At 69.3% G+C, this 21,034-nt stretch carries 16 protein-coding genes; 11 read left to right on the top strand and 5 right to left on the bottom strand.

Annotation, left to right across the window (positions count from 1 at the left end; all coding sequences use genetic code 11):
• Positions 1–32: 32 nt before the first annotated feature.
• The 5 genes from AB0E90_RS44805 to AB0E90_RS44785 all read left to right on the top strand — a co-directional run bounded on the left by AB0E90_RS44805 (position 33) and on the right by AB0E90_RS44785 (position 9,091).
• A complete protein-coding gene (locus tag AB0E90_RS44805; RefSeq protein WP_360418523.1) occupies positions 33–2,708 on the top strand; it encodes a hypothetical protein in 2,676 nt (891 codons plus the stop codon).
• A 5-nt stretch (positions 2,709–2,713) separates the two neighbouring features.
• Positions 2,714–4,210 carry a hypothetical protein gene (locus AB0E90_RS44800; RefSeq protein ID WP_360418521.1) on the top strand — a complete coding sequence of 499 codons (1,497 nt, stop codon included), beginning with the start codon at positions 2,714–2,716 and terminating at the stop codon, positions 4,208–4,210.
• A 41-nt stretch (positions 4,211–4,251) separates the two neighbouring features.
• A complete protein-coding gene (locus AB0E90_RS44795; protein ID WP_360418519.1) occupies positions 4,252–6,627 on the top strand; it encodes an AAA family ATPase in 2,376 nt (791 codons plus the stop codon).
• The gene (locus AB0E90_RS44790; protein WP_360418517.1) at positions 6,624–6,995 is read left to right on the top strand and encodes a hypothetical protein; all 372 of its coding nucleotides are present in this window, start codon (positions 6,624–6,626) and stop codon (positions 6,993–6,995) included. Before AB0E90_RS44795 ends, AB0E90_RS44790 begins: the two co-directional genes overlap by 4 nt.
• Before the next feature lie 119 nt (positions 6,996–7,114).
• Positions 7,115–9,091, top strand: a complete 1,977-nt coding sequence (locus AB0E90_RS44785) for a tetratricopeptide repeat protein (protein WP_360418515.1) — start codon at positions 7,115–7,117, stop codon at positions 9,089–9,091.
• A gap of 53 nt (positions 9,092–9,144) precedes the next feature.
• On the opposite strand, the gene AB0E90_RS44780 is transcribed toward AB0E90_RS44785, so the two are convergent.
• Positions 9,145–10,191: a hypothetical protein gene (locus AB0E90_RS44780; protein ID WP_360418513.1), complete on the bottom strand. Its 1,047-nt coding sequence runs from the start codon at positions 10,189–10,191 to the stop codon at positions 9,145–9,147.
• 543 nt (positions 10,192–10,734) lie between these two features.
• On the opposite strand from AB0E90_RS44780, the gene AB0E90_RS44775 reads away from it, so the two are divergent.
• Together AB0E90_RS44775 and AB0E90_RS44770 are read left to right on the top strand one after the other, a co-directional pair.
• Positions 10,735–11,526: a Bax inhibitor-1/YccA family protein gene (locus tag AB0E90_RS44775; protein ID WP_360418511.1), complete on the top strand. Its 792-nt coding sequence runs from the start codon at positions 10,735–10,737 to the stop codon at positions 11,524–11,526.
• Positions 11,527–11,611: 85 nt separating this feature from the next.
• Complete coding sequence (locus tag AB0E90_RS44770; RefSeq protein ID WP_360418509.1) at positions 11,612–11,890, top strand: hypothetical protein; 279 nt, start codon at positions 11,612–11,614, stop codon at positions 11,888–11,890.
• A gap of 65 nt (positions 11,891–11,955) precedes the next feature.
• Here the strand turns inward: AB0E90_RS44770 and AB0E90_RS44765 are convergent, their stop codons facing one another.
• The 3 genes from AB0E90_RS44765 to AB0E90_RS44755 all read right to left on the bottom strand — a co-directional run bounded on the left by AB0E90_RS44765 (position 11,956) and on the right by AB0E90_RS44755 (position 15,207).
• Positions 11,956–13,200: an acetyl-CoA C-acetyltransferase gene (locus tag AB0E90_RS44765; protein ID WP_360418507.1), complete on the bottom strand. Its 1,245-nt coding sequence runs from the start codon at positions 13,198–13,200 to the stop codon at positions 11,956–11,958.
• A 105-nt stretch (positions 13,201–13,305) separates the two neighbouring features.
• The gene (locus AB0E90_RS44760) at positions 13,306–14,094 is read right to left on the bottom strand and encodes an SGNH/GDSL hydrolase family protein (RefSeq protein WP_360418505.1); all 789 of its coding nucleotides are present in this window, start codon (positions 14,092–14,094) and stop codon (positions 13,306–13,308) included.
• 105 nt (positions 14,095–14,199) lie between these two features.
• Positions 14,200–15,207, bottom strand: a complete 1,008-nt coding sequence (locus tag AB0E90_RS44755; protein ID WP_360418555.1) for an SGNH/GDSL hydrolase family protein — start codon at positions 15,205–15,207, stop codon at positions 14,200–14,202.
• 165 nt (positions 15,208–15,372) lie between these two features.
• On the opposite strand from AB0E90_RS44755, the gene AB0E90_RS44750 reads away from it, so the two are divergent.
• Positions 15,373–15,717: a YkvA family protein gene (locus tag AB0E90_RS44750; protein ID WP_360418503.1), complete on the top strand. Its 345-nt coding sequence runs from the start codon at positions 15,373–15,375 to the stop codon at positions 15,715–15,717.
• Positions 15,718–15,720: 3 nt separating this feature from the next.
• Positions 15,721–17,082, top strand: a complete 1,362-nt coding sequence (locus AB0E90_RS44745) for a cystathionine beta-synthase (protein ID WP_360418501.1) — start codon at positions 15,721–15,723, stop codon at positions 17,080–17,082.
• Here AB0E90_RS44745 and AB0E90_RS44740 read toward each other — a convergent pair.
• Positions 17,079–18,023, bottom strand: coding sequence for a trypsin-like peptidase domain-containing protein (locus AB0E90_RS44740; RefSeq protein WP_360418498.1), 945 nt, complete (start codon positions 18,021–18,023; stop codon positions 17,079–17,081). The two genes, AB0E90_RS44745 and AB0E90_RS44740, sit on opposite strands and share 4 nt — an antisense overlap.
• A 164-nt stretch (positions 18,024–18,187) precedes the next feature.
• Between AB0E90_RS44740 and AB0E90_RS44735 the strand changes: the two genes are divergently transcribed.
• Together AB0E90_RS44735 and AB0E90_RS44730 are read left to right on the top strand one after the other, a co-directional pair.
• Complete coding sequence (locus AB0E90_RS44735) at positions 18,188–18,487, top strand: hypothetical protein (protein ID WP_360418496.1); 300 nt, start codon at positions 18,188–18,190, stop codon at positions 18,485–18,487.
• Between the two features lie 321 nt (positions 18,488–18,808).
• Positions 18,809–21,010 carry a tetratricopeptide repeat protein gene (locus tag AB0E90_RS44730; protein WP_360418494.1) on the top strand — a complete coding sequence of 734 codons (2,202 nt, stop codon included), beginning with the start codon at positions 18,809–18,811 and terminating at the stop codon, positions 21,008–21,010.
• Positions 21,011–21,034 lie beyond the last annotated feature (24 nt).

Below are 21,034 nucleotides of genomic sequence, written 5' to 3'. Positions count from 1 at the left end.
GTGGGAACCCGAGAAGAGCGAGGGAGCGGTACATGGGTGGACTGCAGTCCGGAGGGGGAACGAGTGCCGTAGCCGCGTCGGCGCATGCCGGGTGTGAGCGATTCCGGCTGACCGATCCCTTCATCACCCGCAAGACCCGCAAGGCTCTTGCCGCGCACATCGGCCACCCGGACACGAGCGCTGGGATCCCGGAAGCCCGCTGGATGCGAGCGATGACCTTCGAGACGCTCGTGCGCTCCGAACGGTTCGTCGCCGAGCTGCTGACCAAAACCGTGGGACGGCTCGGCCTGGCTCGCCCGGTGGGGGTGCGTCGGCGAGACTGTCACGGCGCCGTCGACATCACGGCGAAGGAGCTCGAGCAGGCGCACCGCAAGGCCGTACTCGCTGGTGAGGCCACCATGCTGACCGCTCTGGCGGTGCCGTATCTCAGCCTTGAGGACGTCGCCGGCGCCACCGCGATCCAGCCGGACTTCGCGATTGTCTGCCCTCGCCCGGCTGACGAAGGCCGTCCGGCCGGATCTTGGTTGATCATGGGAGACGCCAAGGACTACGAGCGGGTCCGCTCCCGCATCGACGACGGCCGGATGCTCAAGGGCTTCCTGCAGGTTGCTCTCGGCGCCGAGTCCGCCGCGGCGTGGAGCAAGCTTCCCGATGGGATGCACGTTCATCGGTCGGGTGCGCTGGCGGTGCCGCGTAACGCCTTCCTGCAACCGGAGGCGGTTGTCGAACTGCTCGACGACCACCGGCATGAGGTGCGCACCCGCGCCGATGAACGGCTGGCGGTGAAGGAGAAGCTCGGCGACGACACTCCGGCGGAGAACGACCTGGCAACGTACGTCGCCGGCCTGGAAGCCGACTTCGATCCGCACAGCTGTGTCACCTGCAATCTGTTCTCCTCGTGCCGGCAGGAGTTGCGCGCGGACGACGACCCCCTGGCGCTGCTGACCGAGATCGGCGTCGATCGGCTCACCCGGCCCGCTGTGGTGGCGATCGTTACCGCCGACGGGCGATTCGATAATGTGCCGCACAGCACCGTCGCGCAGGTCACCGCCACCGTTACCGGTCTGCCGCACTGGACCGGCCGGCTGCGTACGGATCCGTGCGGGCTGCCCGGCACGATCAATGTCATCCTGGTGAAGTCCGACGCCGCGGCCCTCGGCGTGTACGGCATCGCCGTTCAGGTCGTCGACGCGAACGGGCCCGGGACGTGGGTGCGGCGGGTCTTCGAGGAACCGCAGTCTCCGCTGACCCGGCGGGCCGTGATGCGCCTCCTCGGCCGCGCCATCCGGGAGATCTTCGAGGGCGGACTGGGCCCGGTCCATCTGGTCGTCCCTGACCGGCCGACTGCCGATCTGCTGGCCACGGTCGCGGATTCCCTGGCCGGGGTGGAGTTGAGCCGGCTGCGCTGGCAGCACGACCTGAACTCCGGCCGTCCGGCGCTGACCTTCGACGGTGAGCCGGCCACACTGCCCGACCCGCTGGACTGCGATGAGCGGGTCGCGGTGAGCTTCCTGTTGGAGGAGGACCGGGCCCGGGCGATGAGTCTGCGTACGCCTCTCGTCGACCTGCGGTCCGTCCTGGCCGCGCACGTCGTGCCGGGCGGCCCCGCGGTGGACGCGGGCAGGCTGGATTACCTCGTCACCTGGGCGGAGGCGGCCGAGCCGCTCGATCACCGCGTGGTGTCCGACGACATCGCGACGCGCTCGGACACCCCAGGCGCCCGGCTGTCCAACGACGCGTCGGATGCCATCCATCGCGCCCAGCGCCAGGAGAAGGACCGGCCGACGTACGAGGGGCTGGTACAAGAGGCGTTGGACTACCGCATCGCGGTGGTCGGACGGGCGCTGGCCGTTCTTGACGGCGTCGCATCCTCGCAGCTGCGAGGAGTGCACCGCGTCCTCGAAGGCGACGCGCAGGAGGTGTGGGGCCGCCGACTCGCGTTGCAGGCCTCGGACCTGGTGCGGTTCTCCCGCACCTATCCGAACTGGCGCAACGCGCAGGTCGGGATGCTGGACGACGACCGCAAGTGCCTGGACCAGCTCACCTGTCTGACCGACGCGTCCGCCGCGCGGGACAAGGCCATCGACGCCGGCGTGCGCGAGATTGCCCTCGCGACGGTGATCAGTGTCGACCCGATCCGGCTGGAGGTCAGGTCGCGCCGTCTGGTCCACGGTTCACAGGTCGTTGCTCTGCACATCGGAGGTCGCAACCTCGTCGAGGACCCCACGACGACCCTGAAGATTCAGAAAACGTCGTTCAAGCTCGGCCAGTTCCCGCTCGGCCTGCTCACCGAGGTTGCAGGTGAGGACGGACTGCTGTGGCAGCCGTCGGTCACGCCGAGCATGGCGGTGGGCGACGAGGTGATCCTGGCCGACACTGCCTGGTTCGGGAAGGCTTTTCGCTCCGGCCATGAGATCGCGGTGTGCCGTCCCTCGCTCGACAACCAGTCCGCGCCCAAGGCTGCCTGCGGCACCGCTACCTATGCGGCCGACCCGGAGGGCCACCGATGGTGCTGCAAGCCGCACACCGTCGCCGAGGCCGAGTGGTCGGATCTTCTGGCGCAGCGCCGGGAGCGCGGCGAACTCAACCCCGAGGTGTGGCCGCCGCTGGTCGACGAGGAGCGGTTCGACGTCGGCCCCGCCGCCGAACCGCCCGGAGACCCGCACCCGCCGGTCCCCGACCGCCTCACCCTCGACGACCTGGACTGACAGCCGTGACCATCACCCTCTCCGTTCCGACCGCATCGGCCGAGAACGCCGTCCACCACGAGCAGGCGGCTCGCGGCAACATCGATGCCGCCCAGCGCGCTATCTCTGCCCTGACCGCGGCCCTGAGCGGCTCGGCCGACTTCGACAAGATCCTGCTGCGGGCCGCCGCGGGTGCCGGAAAGTCGTATGCGCTGGTCCGCATGGTCCGCGAGGCCCTCGACCACCCTGACTGCACCCGTGTCGCGGTCACCGCCTTCGCCAACAAGCAGGTCTTCCCGCTCGCCGGTGATCTGGGCAAGGCGCTGGGCGCCGCACGAGTCTGCCTGTTCGTGGCGGGGGACCGGCTCCCGGACGTCCCGCAAGAGGTGCGCGACAACGTGTCCATCGCGTCCACGACCAGCGCCATCCCGACCTCGTGCGACGTCGTTCTCGGAACATCGCACAAGCTGGGCGCCTTCGGCGAGCGCCGACGACTGCTCAACGAGCTCGGCGAGGCCGCCAACGGTTCATTGCCCTTCGACGTGCTGTTCGTCGACGAGGCTTGGCAGCTGCCCCGGCACCGCTACTCGACCGTCGAGGGGCTGGCTCCCGTCTCCGTCGGCGTCGGTGATGTGGGCCAGCTGCCGCCCATCGACCCCAGCCAGAACCCGTGGCGCGGCGACCCCGGCTACAACCCCTATCGGGCTTGGCCGACCGCCTACGAGAAGAACGAAGCGACCTGCGTGGTTGATCTCCCGGCGGTGTGGCGGCCCACGGCCGCGCAGCTGCCGCTGTGGCGAGCCTTCTACAGCGACTGGGATGAGCTCCAATGCGTGGCGGCCCCCGGCGACCGATCGGTGGAGCTACCGCCGTTGACCGGAACGCCGTCCGTGGTCTGGAACTCCGTCGTCACCGGAAACCCCACGCTCCTCGAAGTCGACGGTCTGCCCGCCCCCGAGGCGGTCGACATCGACCTTCCGGTGCTGGGCGTCGTCGAGGATCTGCTCGCTCCCCTTCTTGAGGGCGGCTTCAGCACCGTCACCCGCCGCTACGACAGCCAAGGCGCCCCGCTCGACGCGGTTCGCACCGACGCGGCGACGCCGCACGGCGACCCGCTGATCGTCATCCTGGCCACCCGTAACCAACTCGTCGACGACGCGACCGACATGGTTGAGCGTCTGACCGACAAGTACGCCCTCCCCGAAGGGGTCCTCGTGGCGTCGACGGTCGACTCCTGGCAGGGACAGACCAACGCGATCACCATCGCCATCCACCCGCTCTCCGGCGCCGAGCAGCTCGACGAGTTCAACTCCGCCTTTGGGCGCCTTGCCGTCACCTGCACTCGGGCGACGCACGGTCTGCTGATGGTCGCCCGCGGCGGTCTGGACGACTTGCTGGCCAAGGCGCCGGCTCGCCCGGGTACGCCCCTGGGCGAACCCGGATCACGATCGCTTCCCCGCCAGACCCACCAGCGGATCCTGGCCGCCTTCAGCCGAGCACGCCTCGTCGACGAGCCCGCCTGAACAGCCGCGCTATCCATCCCCTCGTGTTCTGGGAGAACCAGATGACCAGAGATCAGGCACTACTCGACTTTCTGTTCGACCGGCTGGCCGACACGAACGCTCCCGACCGGCTCGCCGAAGTCATCCTCGGCGCGTACGCCGGCGACGATGAGCTGCGGGCCGTGCTGGCCGGCGAGGACGCCCATCTGCCGCGCCGCACCGACGACGCCGACGCTCGGGCGGATGTCTATCTCGACCGGGTGAGCGTGGCCGGCTTCCGCGGCATCGGCCCGAAGGCGACGCTGCACCTGCGCCCGGAAAACGGTCTCACCCTCATCGTCGGCCGCAACGGCTCCGGCAAGTCCAGCTTCGCTGAGGCCATCGAACTCGCGCTGACCGGCGACAGCCAGCGATGGGCCGAGCGCAACAGCATCTTCCGCGACGGTTGGCGCAACCTGCACACCTCAGCGCCCTGCGAGATCGACTTGATCGCCCGGGTCGACGGTGTGGCGGCACCCTTGCGACTGCGGCGCACCTGGGACACCGACGCCACCGAGCCCGGGCAGGCCGAGGCATCGCAGCCCGATGCCGACGCGCTCGGCTGGCGGCAGCCGCTGGACACCTACCGGCCCTTCCTCACCGCCAACGACCTCGGCCGGCTCATATCGTCCCGCCCCAGCGAGCTGTTCGACGCGATGGCGCCGCTACTGGCGATCGAGCCGGTCACTGACGCCGAGACCCGGCTGAAGAATGCGCGCAAGATCTACGACGACCGGGCCAAGACCGTCCGGACCGGCCGGCTCGCCCTACGGACCGCGCTCGCCGAGGTCGACGACGACCGAGCCCGAGCCGCCGGAAAGCTGCTCGCCGCCACCAAACCAGACCTCGACGCGCTCGACCAGCTACTCAGCGACGACGACGAAGCCAACCCCGCAGTTGCCGCCTACCGGCGCCTCGCCGCCATCCCCGATCCCACTCCTCCGGACGAGATTGCGGACCGGCTGCTCGCCGCCGGATCTGCGCTGGCCCACATGCCCGCCGCCCCCGATGAACTGACCCGGCTGCTGCAGACCGCGGTCGAGCACTTCGACCGGCGCGGCGCCGGCGCCTGCCCGGTCTGCACCACCGGCTCGCTCGACCAAGCCTGGCGGGACGCCGCCGAACAACGGCTCGGGCAGGTGCGGCGCGAGGCAGGTGCCCGCCGCGAGGTCGAGGAGCAACTACGGGCTGTCCGGCGGGACGCGGCGCGCTTGCTGTCCTACGGCGTCGATCTCCCCGCCGTCATGGGCGAGGAAATGGCGACCGCCGAGCAGCGGTGGCGTGCCGTTGACCTTGACGCGGACCCGCAGGTGCTCGCCGAGCATCTTCGCGAGCATTACCCGGCCTTGCGTGCCGCCGTCGACAACGTGCGTGCTGCCGCCGCCGACTGGCTGCGCACCAGACACGACGCCTGGCGCGAACACGCAACCGAACTGCACAACTGGCTCACGGCGGCGCGCGACGCCCGGCAGGATGAGGAACCGCTGACCCTCCTCAAGGACGCGCTCACTTGGCTCAAAGTGGCCATCGCCGATCTGCGGACCGCTCAGCTCGCCCCGTTCGCCAACCAGTCCCAGCAAATCTGGGAACAGCTGCGCCAGGAGAGCAATGTCGAACTCGCCGGCATGAGACTCGACGGCACCAGCACCCGGCGTCGGGTCGCCTTCCCGGCTACCGTCGACGGGACCGCCACCTCGGCTATGGCCGTCATGAGCCAGGGCGAGCTGCACGCCTTGGGACTGGCCGTCTTCCTGCCCCGCGCGACCGCGGCGGCGAGCCCGTTCCGGTTCCTCATCATCGACGACCCCGTGCAGAGCATGGATCCATCCAAGGTCGACGGTCTCGCCCAAGTTCTCGCCGACCTCGCGCAACACCGACAAGTTGTCGTGTTCAGCCATGACGACCGGCTCCCGGAAGCCGTACGCCGCCTCGAAATCGACGCGGTCATTTGGGAAGTCACCCGCCGTGTCAATTCCGAGGTCGAGATCCGCAAGAACCTCGACCCCGCCGAGCGGTATCTCGCCGACGCTCGTGCCCTGGCGAAAACCGACGAAATCCCCGCCGATCTACGCTCGCCACTGATCACCAGTTTCTGCCGCTCCGCCCTCGAGGCCGCCTTCCATCAGCGAATCAGAGCCGTACGCATCGGCCGCGGCGAACGCCACAGCGACGTCGAAATGCTGATCGACTCTGCGAGAACCACCACCCAGGTTGCGGCGCTCGCCCTCTTCGACGACCCGGACGCCGGCAACCGGGTGTACAGCTACTTCAACAACCGCCTGGGCCCGTGGGCCGCGGACTCCTTCCGAGCATGCAAGGAAGGTGCCCACGGCGCCGCGGTCGCCGACCCGGAACGACTCGTCGGGAATGTCGCGCGCATGGTCGAGGCCGCCCGATGACCTCGCCCCAGACTTACCTCAGCGAGGCCGAACACCTCATGGCGGCCCCGGCCACGGGAACCCGCGGACTGTGGCCGCGAGCCTGCGCGTGGCTCCTGCGGCTCGCCCTCGAATCGGCGCTGGACATCTACTGGACGGCCACCGCGCCGGCCGTCGGTGCCTGCCGCAGCCGCCGATCTCAGATCCTGATGCTCAGCCGCTACCACGAAGCTGGCAGCGCCCGGCGGGTCGCCATGCTGTGGTGGTCGTTGTCGCGGGCCGGGCACCACCACAGCTACGAACTCGCCTTGACTGCCGGTGAGCTCAGACACTTACACGCCGAGGTCCGCAGCGTTGTTGTCGCCTTGCAACCCGGTTCACCGAGCTAACCACGGCTGAGCGCTTGCGCTGTCGACCCGGCAGCGGGGAGATACCCCTCAGCTCGAGCGAATTCGAGCCGACTGAGGTGGCCATGTCAGTGCAAGCGCCCCCACGTCAGCACGTCGCCTTGCTCAGCAGCCAGTGGCCACAGACCCGCCCGCAACACGTGGTTGTGGTCGACGCGCCACCGGTCGCCAACCAGCTGCCCGCCTCCGACGGCCGCTGCGGCATCTACGTCCTGGCGTTCGACAACGGGCAGCTGTATGTCGGGCAGGCCCGCGACGTCGTGCGCCGGTTTGGCAATCACCGCAAGACCTACGGCGATATCACGGAGATGCACTTCTGGCGCATCCCGCAGGCGAGCCTCGACGAGTTCGAGCAGCAGGCCATCCGGACACTGCAGGCCGAGGGGTTTCTCCTCCGCAACGTGACCCATGCTGCGGGACGGCTCGGAGCGGGCAGCCTGGATTCGCTCGTCTCGGCCGCGCGGCAGCAGGAGTGGTTTACCTCTCCGGAGTCCGACGATCTCGGTAACGAGGTTCGCCCCGACCGGGCGCAGGTCCGCATGGCCAATCAGGTCAGATTCGAACGGATCAAAGCCGATCCCCGGCTGGCTGCGATGCTGCCCGCGGTCCGTCGCTACCTTGCCCGCACCGTACCCCTCCCCCGCCACACCGAGTTCTCCCGCTGGTCGATCAGCGCCGCGCCCGACACCAACAAGAATTCCTCGCCGCGGATATTCACGATCACCGTGCACTCGCTGGAGACGCTGCACGTCTGGGCGCCGTTCGAGGAGCAGCACCGGACGATCTTCGAGCTCAACGTCGACCTGGCGACGATGCAGCGGCGCTGGCCCGACCTCGGCGAGATGGTGGAAATCTTCGGTGCCGCCGTCGTCCAAGACACGATTTATTCGGTACGTCCGGGCGTGCTGAGGCTGGCGGTCGAAGGCGCCCGAAATTTCATGCTTCTCCTCGACCTCGACGGAGTGGTCGAGGCAGCACGCCGGCTCAACCTCGACATGATGCGCAAGGGCGCGGCCATGCAGTGGAAGAGCCACTCCTTCGCCCTTGCTGATCTGCTGCTCGATGCGGACGTCGAGCCGGTTGGCAGCGAGGATGGTGACCCGTTGACGCGCGGCCTGGCCGCCGATTGTCTGGGTGACCTGCGGCAGGCGGAACGGTGCTACCTGCAGGCCGCCGACGGCGGCAACCCGGAAGCCGCCTTCCGGCTTGGCGAGCTGTATGCAGAGATCCGCGATGACGAGGAGGCGGCATGTTGGTACGAGCGTGCCGAGGGTGGTGGCTACCACGGCGTACGGCGAGCTGCGGAACGAGCTAACACCTACGCCCTCATGACGTACGCCCGCCACAGCGCGGAGGACGGCGACCTGTCCGCGGCCGCCGACTACTACCAACGGGCGGTTTACAGCGGCTGCACCGAGGCGTACGCCGAACTCGGTCTGCTTCTGGAAGAGTTGGGTGACACGGCCGAGGCCGAAGTGGCGTACCGGCATGCCGGCGAAGCGGGCCACGGGCTCGGTTGGTCGGGTCTCGCGTCACTGCGGATGCAGGTGGGCGACCTTGAACAGGCAGAAACCCTGTATAAGCGAGCTGTCGACGCCGGTCATCTGGGCTCCCTGATCGACCTCGGCCTATTGCACCAGCAACGGGACGAACAGGAGCTCGCCGAGGCCAACTTTCGGACGGCGGCAAAGGCCCGCTTTCCCTACGCCGAGGTCCTGCTCGGTGACATCGCCGCACAGCGTCAGGATCGCGCCGCCGCCGTCAAGCATTACAACCGCGCCATCAAGTGGGGTCACACGGACGGACTGATCGGCCTGGGCCTCTTGCTCGAGAACGAGAGCGACCTGGCCGGCGCGGAGATTCACTACCGCCAGGCAGCCGACGCCGGAAACCTGCGTGCACTGGTCAACTTGGCAATGCTGTACGTCGTGCAGCACGACGACGAACGAGCCGAGGCCTACTGCCGCGAGGCGGTTAACGCCGGTCATAGCGATGCGTTCGTCGAACTGGGCGACATGCTGCACGGCGAGGGCTACCCGGAAGCGTCGGAACGATACTACCGTCTAGCTGGCGCCTGAGGTGGAGTCTGCTGCAGGGATAAGGGACATCTGTGGCTGGGTAGGGCCGGCTTTCAAACGTCGCTAGCGTCTTCCACTTCGGAGGCGATCCACCACAAGGTTCGTCCCAGGTAACACCAGGTGTCGCCAGCGGAGAAATTTGGTTCTGGCGCTCCTGCGCGGGCGAAAATGGTGTTGCGTAGGGCCGAAGGCGTCCATGTCTTGTCGGGTTCGACGGCCCATACGAGCGGCCGTATCGGGTCGTTGACCCACGTGATTCGGGCGCGATCAGGATTTTCGGTGAGCCACGCATCCACCTGCGCTTTCACCTCCGGACGGCTGACTCCACCCAGTTCAAGGGTCATCAGCGCGCCCGCCGGGATCAGATCATGCTCGACGATGAGCTTGGCCGATCGTGCCCGGCGCCGGTTGGTTGCAACCTGTTCACTGGTCTCGTTCGCGGCCGCGGTCACGGCGGGCCGTAGGCGCCGATTTTCCAGGGTGTCGACGGGGAAGAGCCGCTGGAAGCTGACACAGAGCCCGTCCGTGTCGCGAAATAGCTGGTACTCGTGGCATTCGATGGTGATGGCAGGGGCCGCTGTTGCCAGCCATTGGACCGTGGTCAGAACTTGTGCGGGGAAGTGCTCGGCGACCAGCAGCAGCCGCGGGAGAGTAAGAAGTTCGTCATTCCACTGCGAGTCGACGTGGGCAGTGAGCCGCTCCAGCGCTTCCTCAGCGCTGATGCGTTCGTCGCGTTCGCGGGCCAGCCAGTCGGCGTGTGCCTGCGCGAGGGTCTCTTTGGTAAAACCTGCTACGAGCGCCCCGTAGGTGATGGCCTGCAAGTGGATGCGCCGGTCGCCGTCGCGCTTGAGCTCCATGACGACGAGTTCGCCGCTGGTCGACAATGCCAGTACGTCGGGGCGTTCCCGGGCCGCGTCGTCGTTTGCTGCTGCCCAGGAACCGAACTGGTTGGTGACCACCAGGAGGGTGTCATCGATCAACTGTGGGCAATCTTTGATCCAGCGTTCCAAGTCGGTTGTCTCGGTCTTGCCGGCGGCCACCATCGTGGTTCGCTCAAGCGGGATGAACGTGTCGTGCGTCACGCGCAGCAGTTGCGCCATCGTCGGTCACGTCCCTTCCGTAGGTGGCCATCATCTTCTCTCTCTCGGACCAGTCGCAGTGCATCCATTCCGGGAACATCCGCGCTCGAACGTGATCCCCATCTCAACGGCTCCTTTGCAGGTGGCCTTGATCTTTGTTGCGCGACGCCGAGACATACTGGTGTTTCGTCAAGTCGACGGTGACCCTCCCGGCGATCTGGCCTTGAGTGGCGTGGTCCGGAGCCGGTCACCTGCCGGGACTCGCCGCCGGACCGGACGACGGACCACGGTCGCACAGCGTCCGAATCCTAATGGTCGCGCTCACCCAATTTCCCGGAACTCCTGCCTCGGCGGCAAGGCGACACGCTCCTGGATGACGAGCTGCCCGGGCTGGCGTGGTGTGGTGTGCTAGACGTTTGAGAGGCTCTGCGTGACCCGCCCCGGGCACCTACCAGGCTGTTTAGACCGCTGTTTTTTCAGCCTGCTCACAGCTTCTGGCCCCCTCATCGCGAGCATGCGACCCGTACCCTTGAGGGGCAGTTCAATCTCAGGGAGGCTGGACAAGTGAAATCTTCGAACCCGGTGCTATCCCGCCTCGGCCAGGCGGCCGAGCGTGAGCGGGCGGCCGGGTACGGATATAGCGAGCCGTACCCGACGCAGGGATACCAGGCGGCTCCGCCCGTAGCCCAGTCCATGACGATCGACGACGTGGTCGTCAAGACCGTCATTCTGCTCGGCCTCACCGGCATCTCGGCCATCGTCGCGTGGAACGTGTTCCCCGACAGCGTGGCCGGCGGGGCCCTGTTCGGTGCCGCGATCGTCGGTTTGATCCTCGGCTTCGTGATCTCGTTCTCCCGGATGGCCAACCCGGCGCTCGTGGTGGCCTACGCGGTCATCGAGGGTGTGTTCGTCGGTCTGGTCAGCAAGGCGTTCGAGTCGTTCTACAACGGCATCGTCCTGCAGGCGGTGACCGCCACCTTCGGCGTGTTCCTGATGATGGCGGTGCTCTACAAGTTCCGGGTGATCCGGGCGACGCCGAAGTTCACCAAGGGCCTGATCGCCGTCATGGGCGGTCTGTTCATGATCATGCTGATCAACCTGGTGCTGTCGTTGTTCGGTGTGCACACCGGCATCCGTGACAACGGCGCGATCGGCATCATCTTCAGCATCGTCTGCATCGTGGTCGCGGCGCTCAGCTTCATCCTCGACTTCGATCAGATCGAGCAGGGCGTCCGGATGGGCCTGCCGCAGCGTTACTCCTGGACCTGCGCGTTCGGCATCCTGGTCGGCCTGATCTGGCTCTACCTGGAAATCCTGCGCCTGCTCAGCTATCTACAGGGCAGCAGCAGAGACTGACGCCATTCTTCATTGAGCAATCAGCCTCATAGAGCAGCGCCCGGGCCGTCCTCCCACGGTCCGGGCGCTGTTTTATGCTGCCGGCGTGACCGATTTCGCGACCTCCGTCGAGCGCCTGCACAACCAGGTGCGGCATTGGGAAGGGCAGCGATGGAAGGCCAAGGCCGAGCAGATGTACGGGTTGGTCCAGCTCCTCGCAGACTTGGGCGCCGACGCCGAGGGTCGGCCGCATCGACCGATCCCGCGTGAGCACGACATGGTCCTGCCCGACCAGCTACGCGTGGTGACCGACGATCTGATCGCCGCAGGCCCGGTGCCGGCCGAGGCGATCGCGGCGGTCGACGAGGTCCGCCGGAGCATGTGAAATGAAAACCGCCGAGCCCGGCCGCTCGTGGCAGGCCGGACCCGGCGGACATCCGGGGGGATCGCTCAGCTGAGGCGCTCGATGATCAGTGCCATGCCCTGACCGCCGCCGACGCACATCGTCTCCAGCCCGATGCTCTTGTCGTGCCAGTCGAGCGAGTTGAGCAGGGTGCCGGTGAGGCGGGCGCCGGTCATGCCGAACGGGTGGCCGACCGCGATCGCGCCGCCATTGACGTTCAGCTTGTCGATCGGGATGCCCAGGTCCTGGTACGACGGGATCACCTGGGCCGCGAACGCCTCGTTGATCTCGACCAGGTCGATGTCGTCGATGGTCATGCCGGCCCGCTTGAGCGCCTGCTTCGACGCCTCCACCGGGCCCAGCCCCATGATCTCGGGGGAGAGCGCGGTGACGCCGGTCGAGATGATCCGGGCCAGCGGGGTGATGCCGAGCTCGCGGGCCTTCGTGTCGCTCATGATGACCACCGCGGCGGCGCCGTCGTTGAGCGGGCAGCAGTTGCCCGCGGTGACCCGGCCGTCCGGGCGGAACACCGGCTTGAGACCGGACACGCCCTCGACGGTCACACCGGCGCGGGGGCCGTCGTCGTGCGAGACGACCGTGCCGTCCGGCAGCGTCACGGGGGTGATCTCCCGCTCCCAGAAGCCGTCGGCGATCGCCTTCTCCGCGAGGTTCTGGCTGCGTACGCCGAACTCGTCCATCTCTTCGCGGGAGATGCCCTTGATCTGGGCGAGGTTCTCCGCGGTCTGGCCCATCGAGATGTAGATGTCCGGCACCTGGTTGTCCGCGCGCGGGTCGTGCCAGGTCTGGCCGCCCCGCGCGTAAGAGAGAGTGCGCTCCTGGGCGGATGCGAAGTACGGGTTCTCCCAGCCGCCGCCGACCAGCGCGGCCAGCTCGGAGGGGAGGCCGTCGGAGGAGCCCCGGGCGAACCGGGAGACCGTCTCGACGCCGGCCGAGAGGAAGATGTCGCCCTCGCCCGCCTTGATCGCGTGGAACGCCATCCGGGTGGTCTGCAGCGAGGACGAGCAGTACCGCGTGATGGTGGCGCCGGGCAGGCCGTCGAGGCCGAGCTTGGTGGCGACCACGCGGGCCATGTTGAAGCCCTGCTCGCCGCCGGGAAGCCCGCAGCCGAGGTAGAGGTCCTCGATGAGGGTGCGGTCGAGCTCGGGCACCTTGTTCAGAGCCGCGTCAACGATGGTGGCGGCGAGGTCGTCAGGACGAAGGTCCTTCAGCGATCCCTTGGCGGCACGGCCGATGGGGGAGCGAGCGGTGGCGACGATGACGGCTTCGGGCATGCGCCGATGTTAACCGGCGAGTAACAACCCGTGCGAGTGCAACTTTGTCACACAGCTTTATCACAATGTCACATAGCGTGCTCACATAGCGGACATTCGGTCGTATCACACCCCGGACATCGCCGCCTTGGCCACTGCCGGGTAGAGCGCGTGCGCCCAGACTCGATAGCCGTCCGCCGATGGGTGGAAACCGTCGTAACAAAAAGTGCCGGCGTCGGCCCGGAACACCGCGCCGGTCTCCTCGGCCAGGTCGACCACCGCGCCGCCGGCCGCCACCACCGCCTTCGTCTGTGCCTTGGCCATCCGCCGGCCGAGCACGCTCGCCACCTGGCGCAACGGCGGCGCGATCGCTCGCAGCGCGCCCAGGTCGGGGCAGGTGCCGACGACGACACGGACGCCCGCCTCGCGCAACCGGCGCACCGCCTGGCCCAGCAGCTCGGCGGACTCCTCCGGGCTGCGCAGGCTGGTCGCGTCGTGCGCGCCGATCAGCACCACGGCCACGTCCGGCCGGTCGCCCAGCAGCGCCCGCGCCACCTGGGTGGCCAGGTCGGCCGACCGGGAGCCGGCCACGCCCACGCTGGAGAGCAGCACGTGTCGTTCGCCGGTGTCGGCGCCGCCCTCGGCGAGCAGCCGGGCCAACTGGCCGCCGACCGTCTCGGACAGCCACTCCACGCCGACGCCGATCGCGGCCGAATCGCCGAGCAGCACCAGGCGCAACGTGGGCGAGGAGAGCTTGCCCATCGAGGTGCGCAGTGCCAGGCCCATCGTCGGCTTCGCGTAGCGCCGGGCCTTGGCGGCGAGCACTTCGCCGGCGAGCAGGGCGAACCCGCTCACCGCACCGGCGAGCAGGCCGGTAGCCGCCGCCTTACCGATCCGTGCGTTCAGCCCCGCCATTTCGCCCCCTCGGAAAGGTGCTCTCTATGAGGGTTATTCAGGGCGGTGGAGACCAGCGCGCTGACCTGCGGCAAGTCGCCGGTCAAGGTAGGCCCTGAATAACCCTCATTGATCCGCTGGAGTCCAGCCTACGGCTCCGGCCGCCGGACGGCCGCTCGGAACGGGTGCCTTATGTCCGAACCAGGTGCGCGGCTCACCGAACCAGGGGTGCTTGCGCAGCACCGCCCAGCGCCCGGCCGGCCCGCGTTCGCGCCCGCCCACCTTGACCGGGCTGACCTCGGTGCCGGCCGTGTGGACCGCCTCCTGCGCGGCCTCGGAGAGACTGCGCACGCCCTCGCCGGCGGCCAGCGCCGGGCGGTCATCCTCGCCGAGTGCGGCCAGCAGGGTCGGCAGCACCACCGACGCGGCCCGGGCATAACCCTCGGCGGACGGGTGGAAGTGGTCCGAGCTGAACATCCGCACCGGGTCGGCCTCGAACACCGGGCCCAGCAGGTCGACCAGCGAGACCGAGCGGCCGCCTGCCTCGACCACGGCGACCGTCTGCGCGGCGGCCAGGTCGCGGCTCCACTTGCGGGCCAGCCAGCGCAGCGGCGGCTTGATCGGCTGGATCGCGCCGATGTCGGGACACGTGCCGACGACCACTTTGCAGCCCGACTCGCGCAGCCGGCGCACCGAGTCGCCCAGGTAGCGCACGGCCATCGCCCGTGCCGACACGTGCGTGACGTCGTTGCCGCCGATCAGGATCACCGCGACGTCCGGCTCGTATTCCAGCGCGGCGTCGACCTGATAGGGCAGACCCGACGACATGGCGCCGACCACGGCCACCCGGTAGAGCTTCACCGGGCGGCGCAGGCGGCGGGACACGCCGGTGGCCAGCAGCGCGCCGGGTGTCTCGCGGGGACGGTGCACGCCGTACCCCGCGGCGGAGGAGTCGCCGAGAATGACCATCGTGATCGACTTGCCGCCGAACTTCGCGCCGTAGACGCCGTCGCCGCGCGGGGGCGGCGCCTCGGCCATCGGGATGATCCGCCGGGCGGCGGCCGCCTGCCGCATCAGCAGCCCCGCCGACAGGGCAGTCACGCCGGCCAGGGTGCCGGTCACGCCGCCGGCGATCTGCCCGGCGAGCTTGATCCGGCGCCAGTCCTCCGCGGTGAACTCGATGCCGCTCACGGGTCCCCCCCTCCAGATCCGGCTTGGATTTCGAGGCTAACTCGTTCCGGCGAGAGGCAATCATGGCGCGTCCACGTCATGCTTGGGGGACAGAGAGGGGAAATAGAGATGGCTAAGACGTTGAAGCGAACGGCGGCCTTCACGGCGCTGGCCAAGCAGTTGATGCGGGGCGCTCGCGGCGGACCGTCGATGAGCCAGCGCATGTCCGCTCTGCCTCGCATGATCAAGGCGACCGCCAAGGGGGAGTACGACGGCGGCATGCGGGTCGCGATGATGGCGGCCGCCACGGCGTATGTGGTGTCCCCGATCGACTTCATCCCGGAGGCGTTCCTGCTGGTCCTCGGGCTTGCCGACGACGCCGTGATGATCACCTGGCTGGCCGGCTCGGTGCTCGCCGAGACCGAGCGCTTCCTGGAGTGGGAGAAGCAGCGAGATCGCGTCGTCGTAATCTAGGGCGTGCGTTACTACGACAACGTCGTCGAGATCATCGGTGACACACCCCTGGTCAAGCTGAACCGTGTCACCGAGGGCATCTCCGCCACGGTGCTGGCGAAGGTCGAGTACTTCAATCCGGGCGGGTCGGTCAAAGACCGGATCGCGTTGCGGATGGTGCTCGATGCCGAGCAGGCCGGCTTGCTCCGTCCGGGTGGTGTCATCGTCGAGCCGACCAGCGGAAACACCGGTGTCGGTCTGGCTCTGGTCGCGCAGCGGCGCGGCTACAAATGCATCTTCGTCTGCCCTGACAAGGTCAGCGAGGACAAGCGAAACGTCCTCAAGGCGTACGGCGCTGACGTCGTCGTTTGCCCGACCGCGGTCGCTCCCGAAGACCCGCGGTCCTATTACAACGTCTCCGACCGCCTGGCCCGCGAGGTGCCCGGCGCGTGGAAGCCGGACCAATACTCCAACCCGGCCAACCCCCGGTCACATTACGAAGAGACCGGCCCCGAGCTGTGGAAACAGACCGAGGGCCGGATCACTCACTTCGTCGCGGGCGTCGGCACCGGCGGCACGATCACCGGCGTCGGGCGCTACCTCAAGGAGCAGGGGCCGGTCCGGGTGATCGGCGCCGACCCGGAGGGCTCGGTCTACTCCGGTGGCACCGGGCGGCCCTATCTGGTCGAGGGCGTCGGCGAGGACTTCTGGCCGACCACCTACGACCGGGACATCTGCGACGAGGTCATCGAGGTCTCCGACTCCGACTCGTTCGAGATGACCCGCCGCCTGGCCCGTGAGGAAGGCCTGCTGGTCGGCGGCTCGTGCGGGATGGCCGTGGTGGCGGCGCTCGAGGTGGCCCGCAAGTGCGGCCCGGACGACGTGATCGTGGTGCTCCTGCCGGACGGCGGGCGGGGCTACCTCTCCAAGATCTTCAACGACGACTGGATGGCCCGGTACGGCTTCCTGCATACCGGCGACGGCGACGCACCCACCGTTGCCGACGCCCTGGCGGGCAAGGACGGCCGGACGCCGCCACTGATCCACGTGCACCCGACCGAGACGGTGCGCGACGCGATCGACTACATGCGGGAGTACGGCGTGAGCCAGCTCCCCGTGCTCAAGGCCGAACCGCCGGTGGTCACCGGCGAGGTGGCCGGGTCGATAGCGGAGAAAGCGCTGCTGGACGCGCTGTTCACCGGGCAGGCCCACCTGCACGACACGATCGAGCGGCACATGACCGAGCCGCTGCCGATGATCGGCGGCGGCCAGCCGGTGGCGGAGGCGGTCGCCCTCCTGGAGAAGTCGGACGCCGCCATGGTCCTGATCGACGGCAAGCCGGCCGGCGTGCTGACCCGCCAAGATCTACTGACCCACCTGAGTTAGTTCAGCTCGGCCGGGATCGTGACGACGTCCACCAGGGCGTTCTTGCGGAGCAGAGTGATCGGCAGCTGGGCGCCGATGGCGGGGCTCAGCATCAGCCGCTGCAGGGCCTGAACGGTCTGCAGCGGCTGGGCGCCCGCCGAGATCAGGATGTCGCCCAGATAGATCCCGGCCGACCCGGCCGGGCTTCCCGGAATCACCTCGACCACGCGCAGGCCCAGTTTCTGGCCCAGGCGCTCGGCGAGCGGCGGTGGCAGGGGCGTGGGCATGCCGGCCACACCCAGCCAGGCGCGGCGGACCCGGCCGGTCGCCACCAGCTCGCCGATGATGGTGCGGGTGGTCGTGTTGATCGGGACGGCCAGGCCCAGGCCGTAGCCCGCGACCGCGGTGTTGATGCCGACCACCGTTCCGGTCGAGTCGGCCAGGGCGCCGCCCGAGTTGCCGGGGTTCAGGGCCGCGTCGGTCTGGATGACGCTGTCGATGATCCGGATCCGGCGGCCGTCGCGGGCCGGGAGTGAGCGGCCGAGGCCGGAGACCACCCCGGCGGTGACCGAGCCGGCCAGCCCCATCGGGTTGCCGACCGCCACCACCAGCTGGCCGATCCGCAGGCGGTCGGCGTCGCCGAGCGGCGCGGCCGGTGCGCTCGGGCTGTGCACCCGGACCACGGCGAGGTCGGAGAGCGGGTCGGCGCCGACCACGTCGAACTTCGTCTCGGTGCCGTCGGCGAAATCGGCGGTGCCGCTGGTCGCGCCGGCGACCACGTGAGCGTTGGTGAGCAGGAAGCCGTCGTCGGTGAAGGTGACTGCCGAGCCGGCGCCGGTCCCGCGGGCGGTGCGCACCGAGAGCGCAGCGACCGAGGGCAGGAGGCTGGTGGCGACACCGGTCACGACGCGGCTGTAGGCGTCGAGCGCCTCAGGTTCGACACCCGTGTGTTCGGTATCCATGAGGGCCACAACACCAGCCCGAACCGGGTCCATGCCGCCCCGTCGTCCGCTCACGGCGAACAGCGACAGTCACGGATCGCACCTGTTGTCCGACCCTGGGTGAGGATGCTGGGGTTGTATCTGACGTACCGGAGGTTGCAATACGACCCGACGGAGTGTGATTGATGGTCATCGCCGACCAGTCAGTGCCGCCCGACATCGTGGACCGCCTGCTCTGGCGCGACGCCCAGCAGATGCTGGGGCGGCACGCCGAGGCGGATCGCGACGCCAATTGCGTTTGGTGCGGGTGGCGGTGGCCATGTGCTCCGCGCCGCTTGGCCGAACGTGCCGACGCCGCGTCCCGGCGTCCGTGGCGGGAGGCGTGGACGCTGCGGCACGACCTGAACAGCATCCGGGCGATGCCCGGCTTCGGGGACAACCCGGATCGGCATGCCCGGTCCCGCAACCGCGGATATTTCGACTGACAACTCCATGAATCCGGCTCCGACGTCGTGCCGACAGCTTGACCTCCCCCGGCAGGCCCCGGCTCTCCAGCCCGGCCGACGTCTCCGGCGGTGACACCGCTGCGCCCCGCCAGCGCCGCGGCATCCCGCCACAGGGCCCGCCCTTGAACTGGTAGGACCAGCACGCCTCCGCTGGTCCAGCGCCTCCGGCCAGGCGCGACCCCCGGTCTGGGCGGGATGGTTGGCGGGAGCGCGTGACCACAGGTTCCCCCGCAATATCTCGGTCGCGCGCTCCCGCCCACCTATAGTGGAACCGGTCCATAGTGGAGGTGCGGCGCCGCCATGTCTGTTCCCGCCAACCTGCCTCCTGACGTTGCCGGGTTCACCGGGCGCGACGCCGAGATAGCCGCCCTCGACGCCGACTCCAGCGCGGTCACGGTTCTCCACGGACCACCCGGCGCCGGCAAGAGCGCCCTCGCCGTGCACTGGGCCCGTGCCGCCGCGCGCCGCTACCCCGACGGCCGCCTCTACCTCGACCTGCGCGGGTTCGGCAGCGCCGAGCCACGCGACCCGGCCGACGGCCTCCGCCTGCTGCTCACCGCGCTCGGCGTCGAACCGGGCGCGATGCCGGCCGACCTCGACGGCCGCCTCGGGCTGTTCCACGAGCTGACCGCATCACGGCGGTTGCTGCTGATCCTCGACAACGCCCGCGACGACGAGCAGGTGCGGCCGCTGCTGCCGGCCGGCGACGCCACCCGCACGGTGGTGACCAGTCGAGGCACACTGACCGGCCTGATCGCCGGGGCCGGCGCCCGGCCGCTCGCCGTCGCGATGCTGCCGCCGGCCACCGCCACCGAGCTGTTCCGCCGCCGGCTCGGCCCTGAGGAGACCGAGGCCGCGGCCGAGGCGGAGATCGTCCGGGCCTGCGCCGGCCTCCCGCTGGCGCTGGCTCTGGCCGCGGCGCGCATCCGCACGGCCAGTTACCCGCTGGCCGCGTTGACCGCCCTGGCTGCCGAGATGCGCCGGCCGGTCAACCGCCTCGAAGCCCTGGGCCCGGCCCGGGTCGTCTTCTCCTGGTCGTACCACGGGCTCGAACCGGCCGCGGCCCGGCTGTTCCGGCTGCTCGGGCTGGCGACCGGGCCGGACATCGGGCTCGCCCCGGCCGCCGCGCTGGACGGCCGGCCGCCCGCCGAGACCCGGCGCACGCTGCGTGAGCTCGTCGAGTCGGGGCTGGTGGCCGAGCCCGCGCCGAACCGGTTCGCGATGCACGACCTGATCCGCTCCTACGCTCTGGAGCTGGCCCGCGAGCAGGAGCCGGCCGACGGCCGCCGGGCCGCGCTGACCCGGCTGCTCGACCACTACACGCACACCGCCTACCAGGCCGATCTCGTGCTCAACCCGACCCGGGCGCCGATCCCGATGACGCTGCGCGCGCCGGCCGATGATTCCCGGCCCCGCCCGCTCGTCGACATGAAGGCCGCCATGGTGTGGCTGCGCGGGGAGCGGGAGACGCTGCTCGCCGCCGTCCGGCAGGCGCGCGACGAGGGCCTGGACACCCAGGCGTGGCAGTTGAGCTGGGCGCTCGACTCGTTTCTGCACGAGGAGGCGCGCTGGGACGAGGAAGGGGCAGCGTGGGCGGTCGCGCTGGACTCGGCGGCCACACTCGCCGATGGGCCGGCCCTGGCGTACGCGTACTCCTTCCTCGCCGTCGCCGATGGTCGCCGGCAGCGCTTCGCCGAAGCGCAAGCCAACCTGAGCCGGGCTCTCGCCGTGGCCGAGAGCGCCGGGGAGGGTGCCGGCGACGTGACCGGCATCGCCGAGTGCCGGTTCATCCTGTCCTACCTGTGGTGGCTCCAGGGTGATCAGGAGCAGGCGCTTGCTGAGGCCGGCGCGGCCCTGGAGCTGTTCGACACGGCCGGCGACACGATCTGGGCGGGCAAGGCTGCGCTGGCGGTGGGGTGGTACCACGCGCAGCGCGCCGAACCGGGCGTGGCGCTGCCGCACTTCGGCCGGGCGCTCGCGCTGCAGCAGCGGGTCGGCGACTGGGAGAACGAGGCGATCACCCGGGACAGCCTCGGCCTGCTGCATCTCACGATCGGCGAGCACGATCATGCGGCCCGGCACTTCGAGGAGGGGCTGCGGCTCGCCCGCAAGACCGACAATCCGGTGCTGGAGGCGCAGATCCTCGCCCACCTCGGTGACCTCTACGAATCGTTGCGCGACCCGGACGTGGCGGCGGAACGCTGGCGGCAGGCGTACGCAATCCTCGCCGATCTGAGCCACCCGCAGGCCGCCGACCTGCGCAGAAAGCTGGCCCCGGGAAAGAATCGGCCGGAACCGGCCGGGATCCGCGGCCATCGGCTGCGGCGCGGCATGTCGCAGGAAGAGCTGGCCGAGCGCACCGGGCTGAGCGTGCGCACCATCCGTTACCTCGAGTCGCGCAAGGCCGGCCGGCCGCGCCCCGAGACCGTGCGGTTGCTGGCCGACGCCTTCGGCCTGACCGGCGAGGAGCGGGAGCGGTTCCGCGTCGTGCTGTCCCGCTGATTGCCGGTTATTTGCATATGCAGT

The organism is Actinoplanes sp. NPDC026619 (assembly GCF_040638295.1).
Taxonomy (GTDB): Bacteria; Actinomycetota; Actinomycetes; order Mycobacteriales; family Micromonosporaceae; genus Actinoplanes.
The sequence above is the reverse complement of the archived record's forward strand: the minus strand, read 5'-3'. Positions and strand labels throughout refer to the sequence as shown.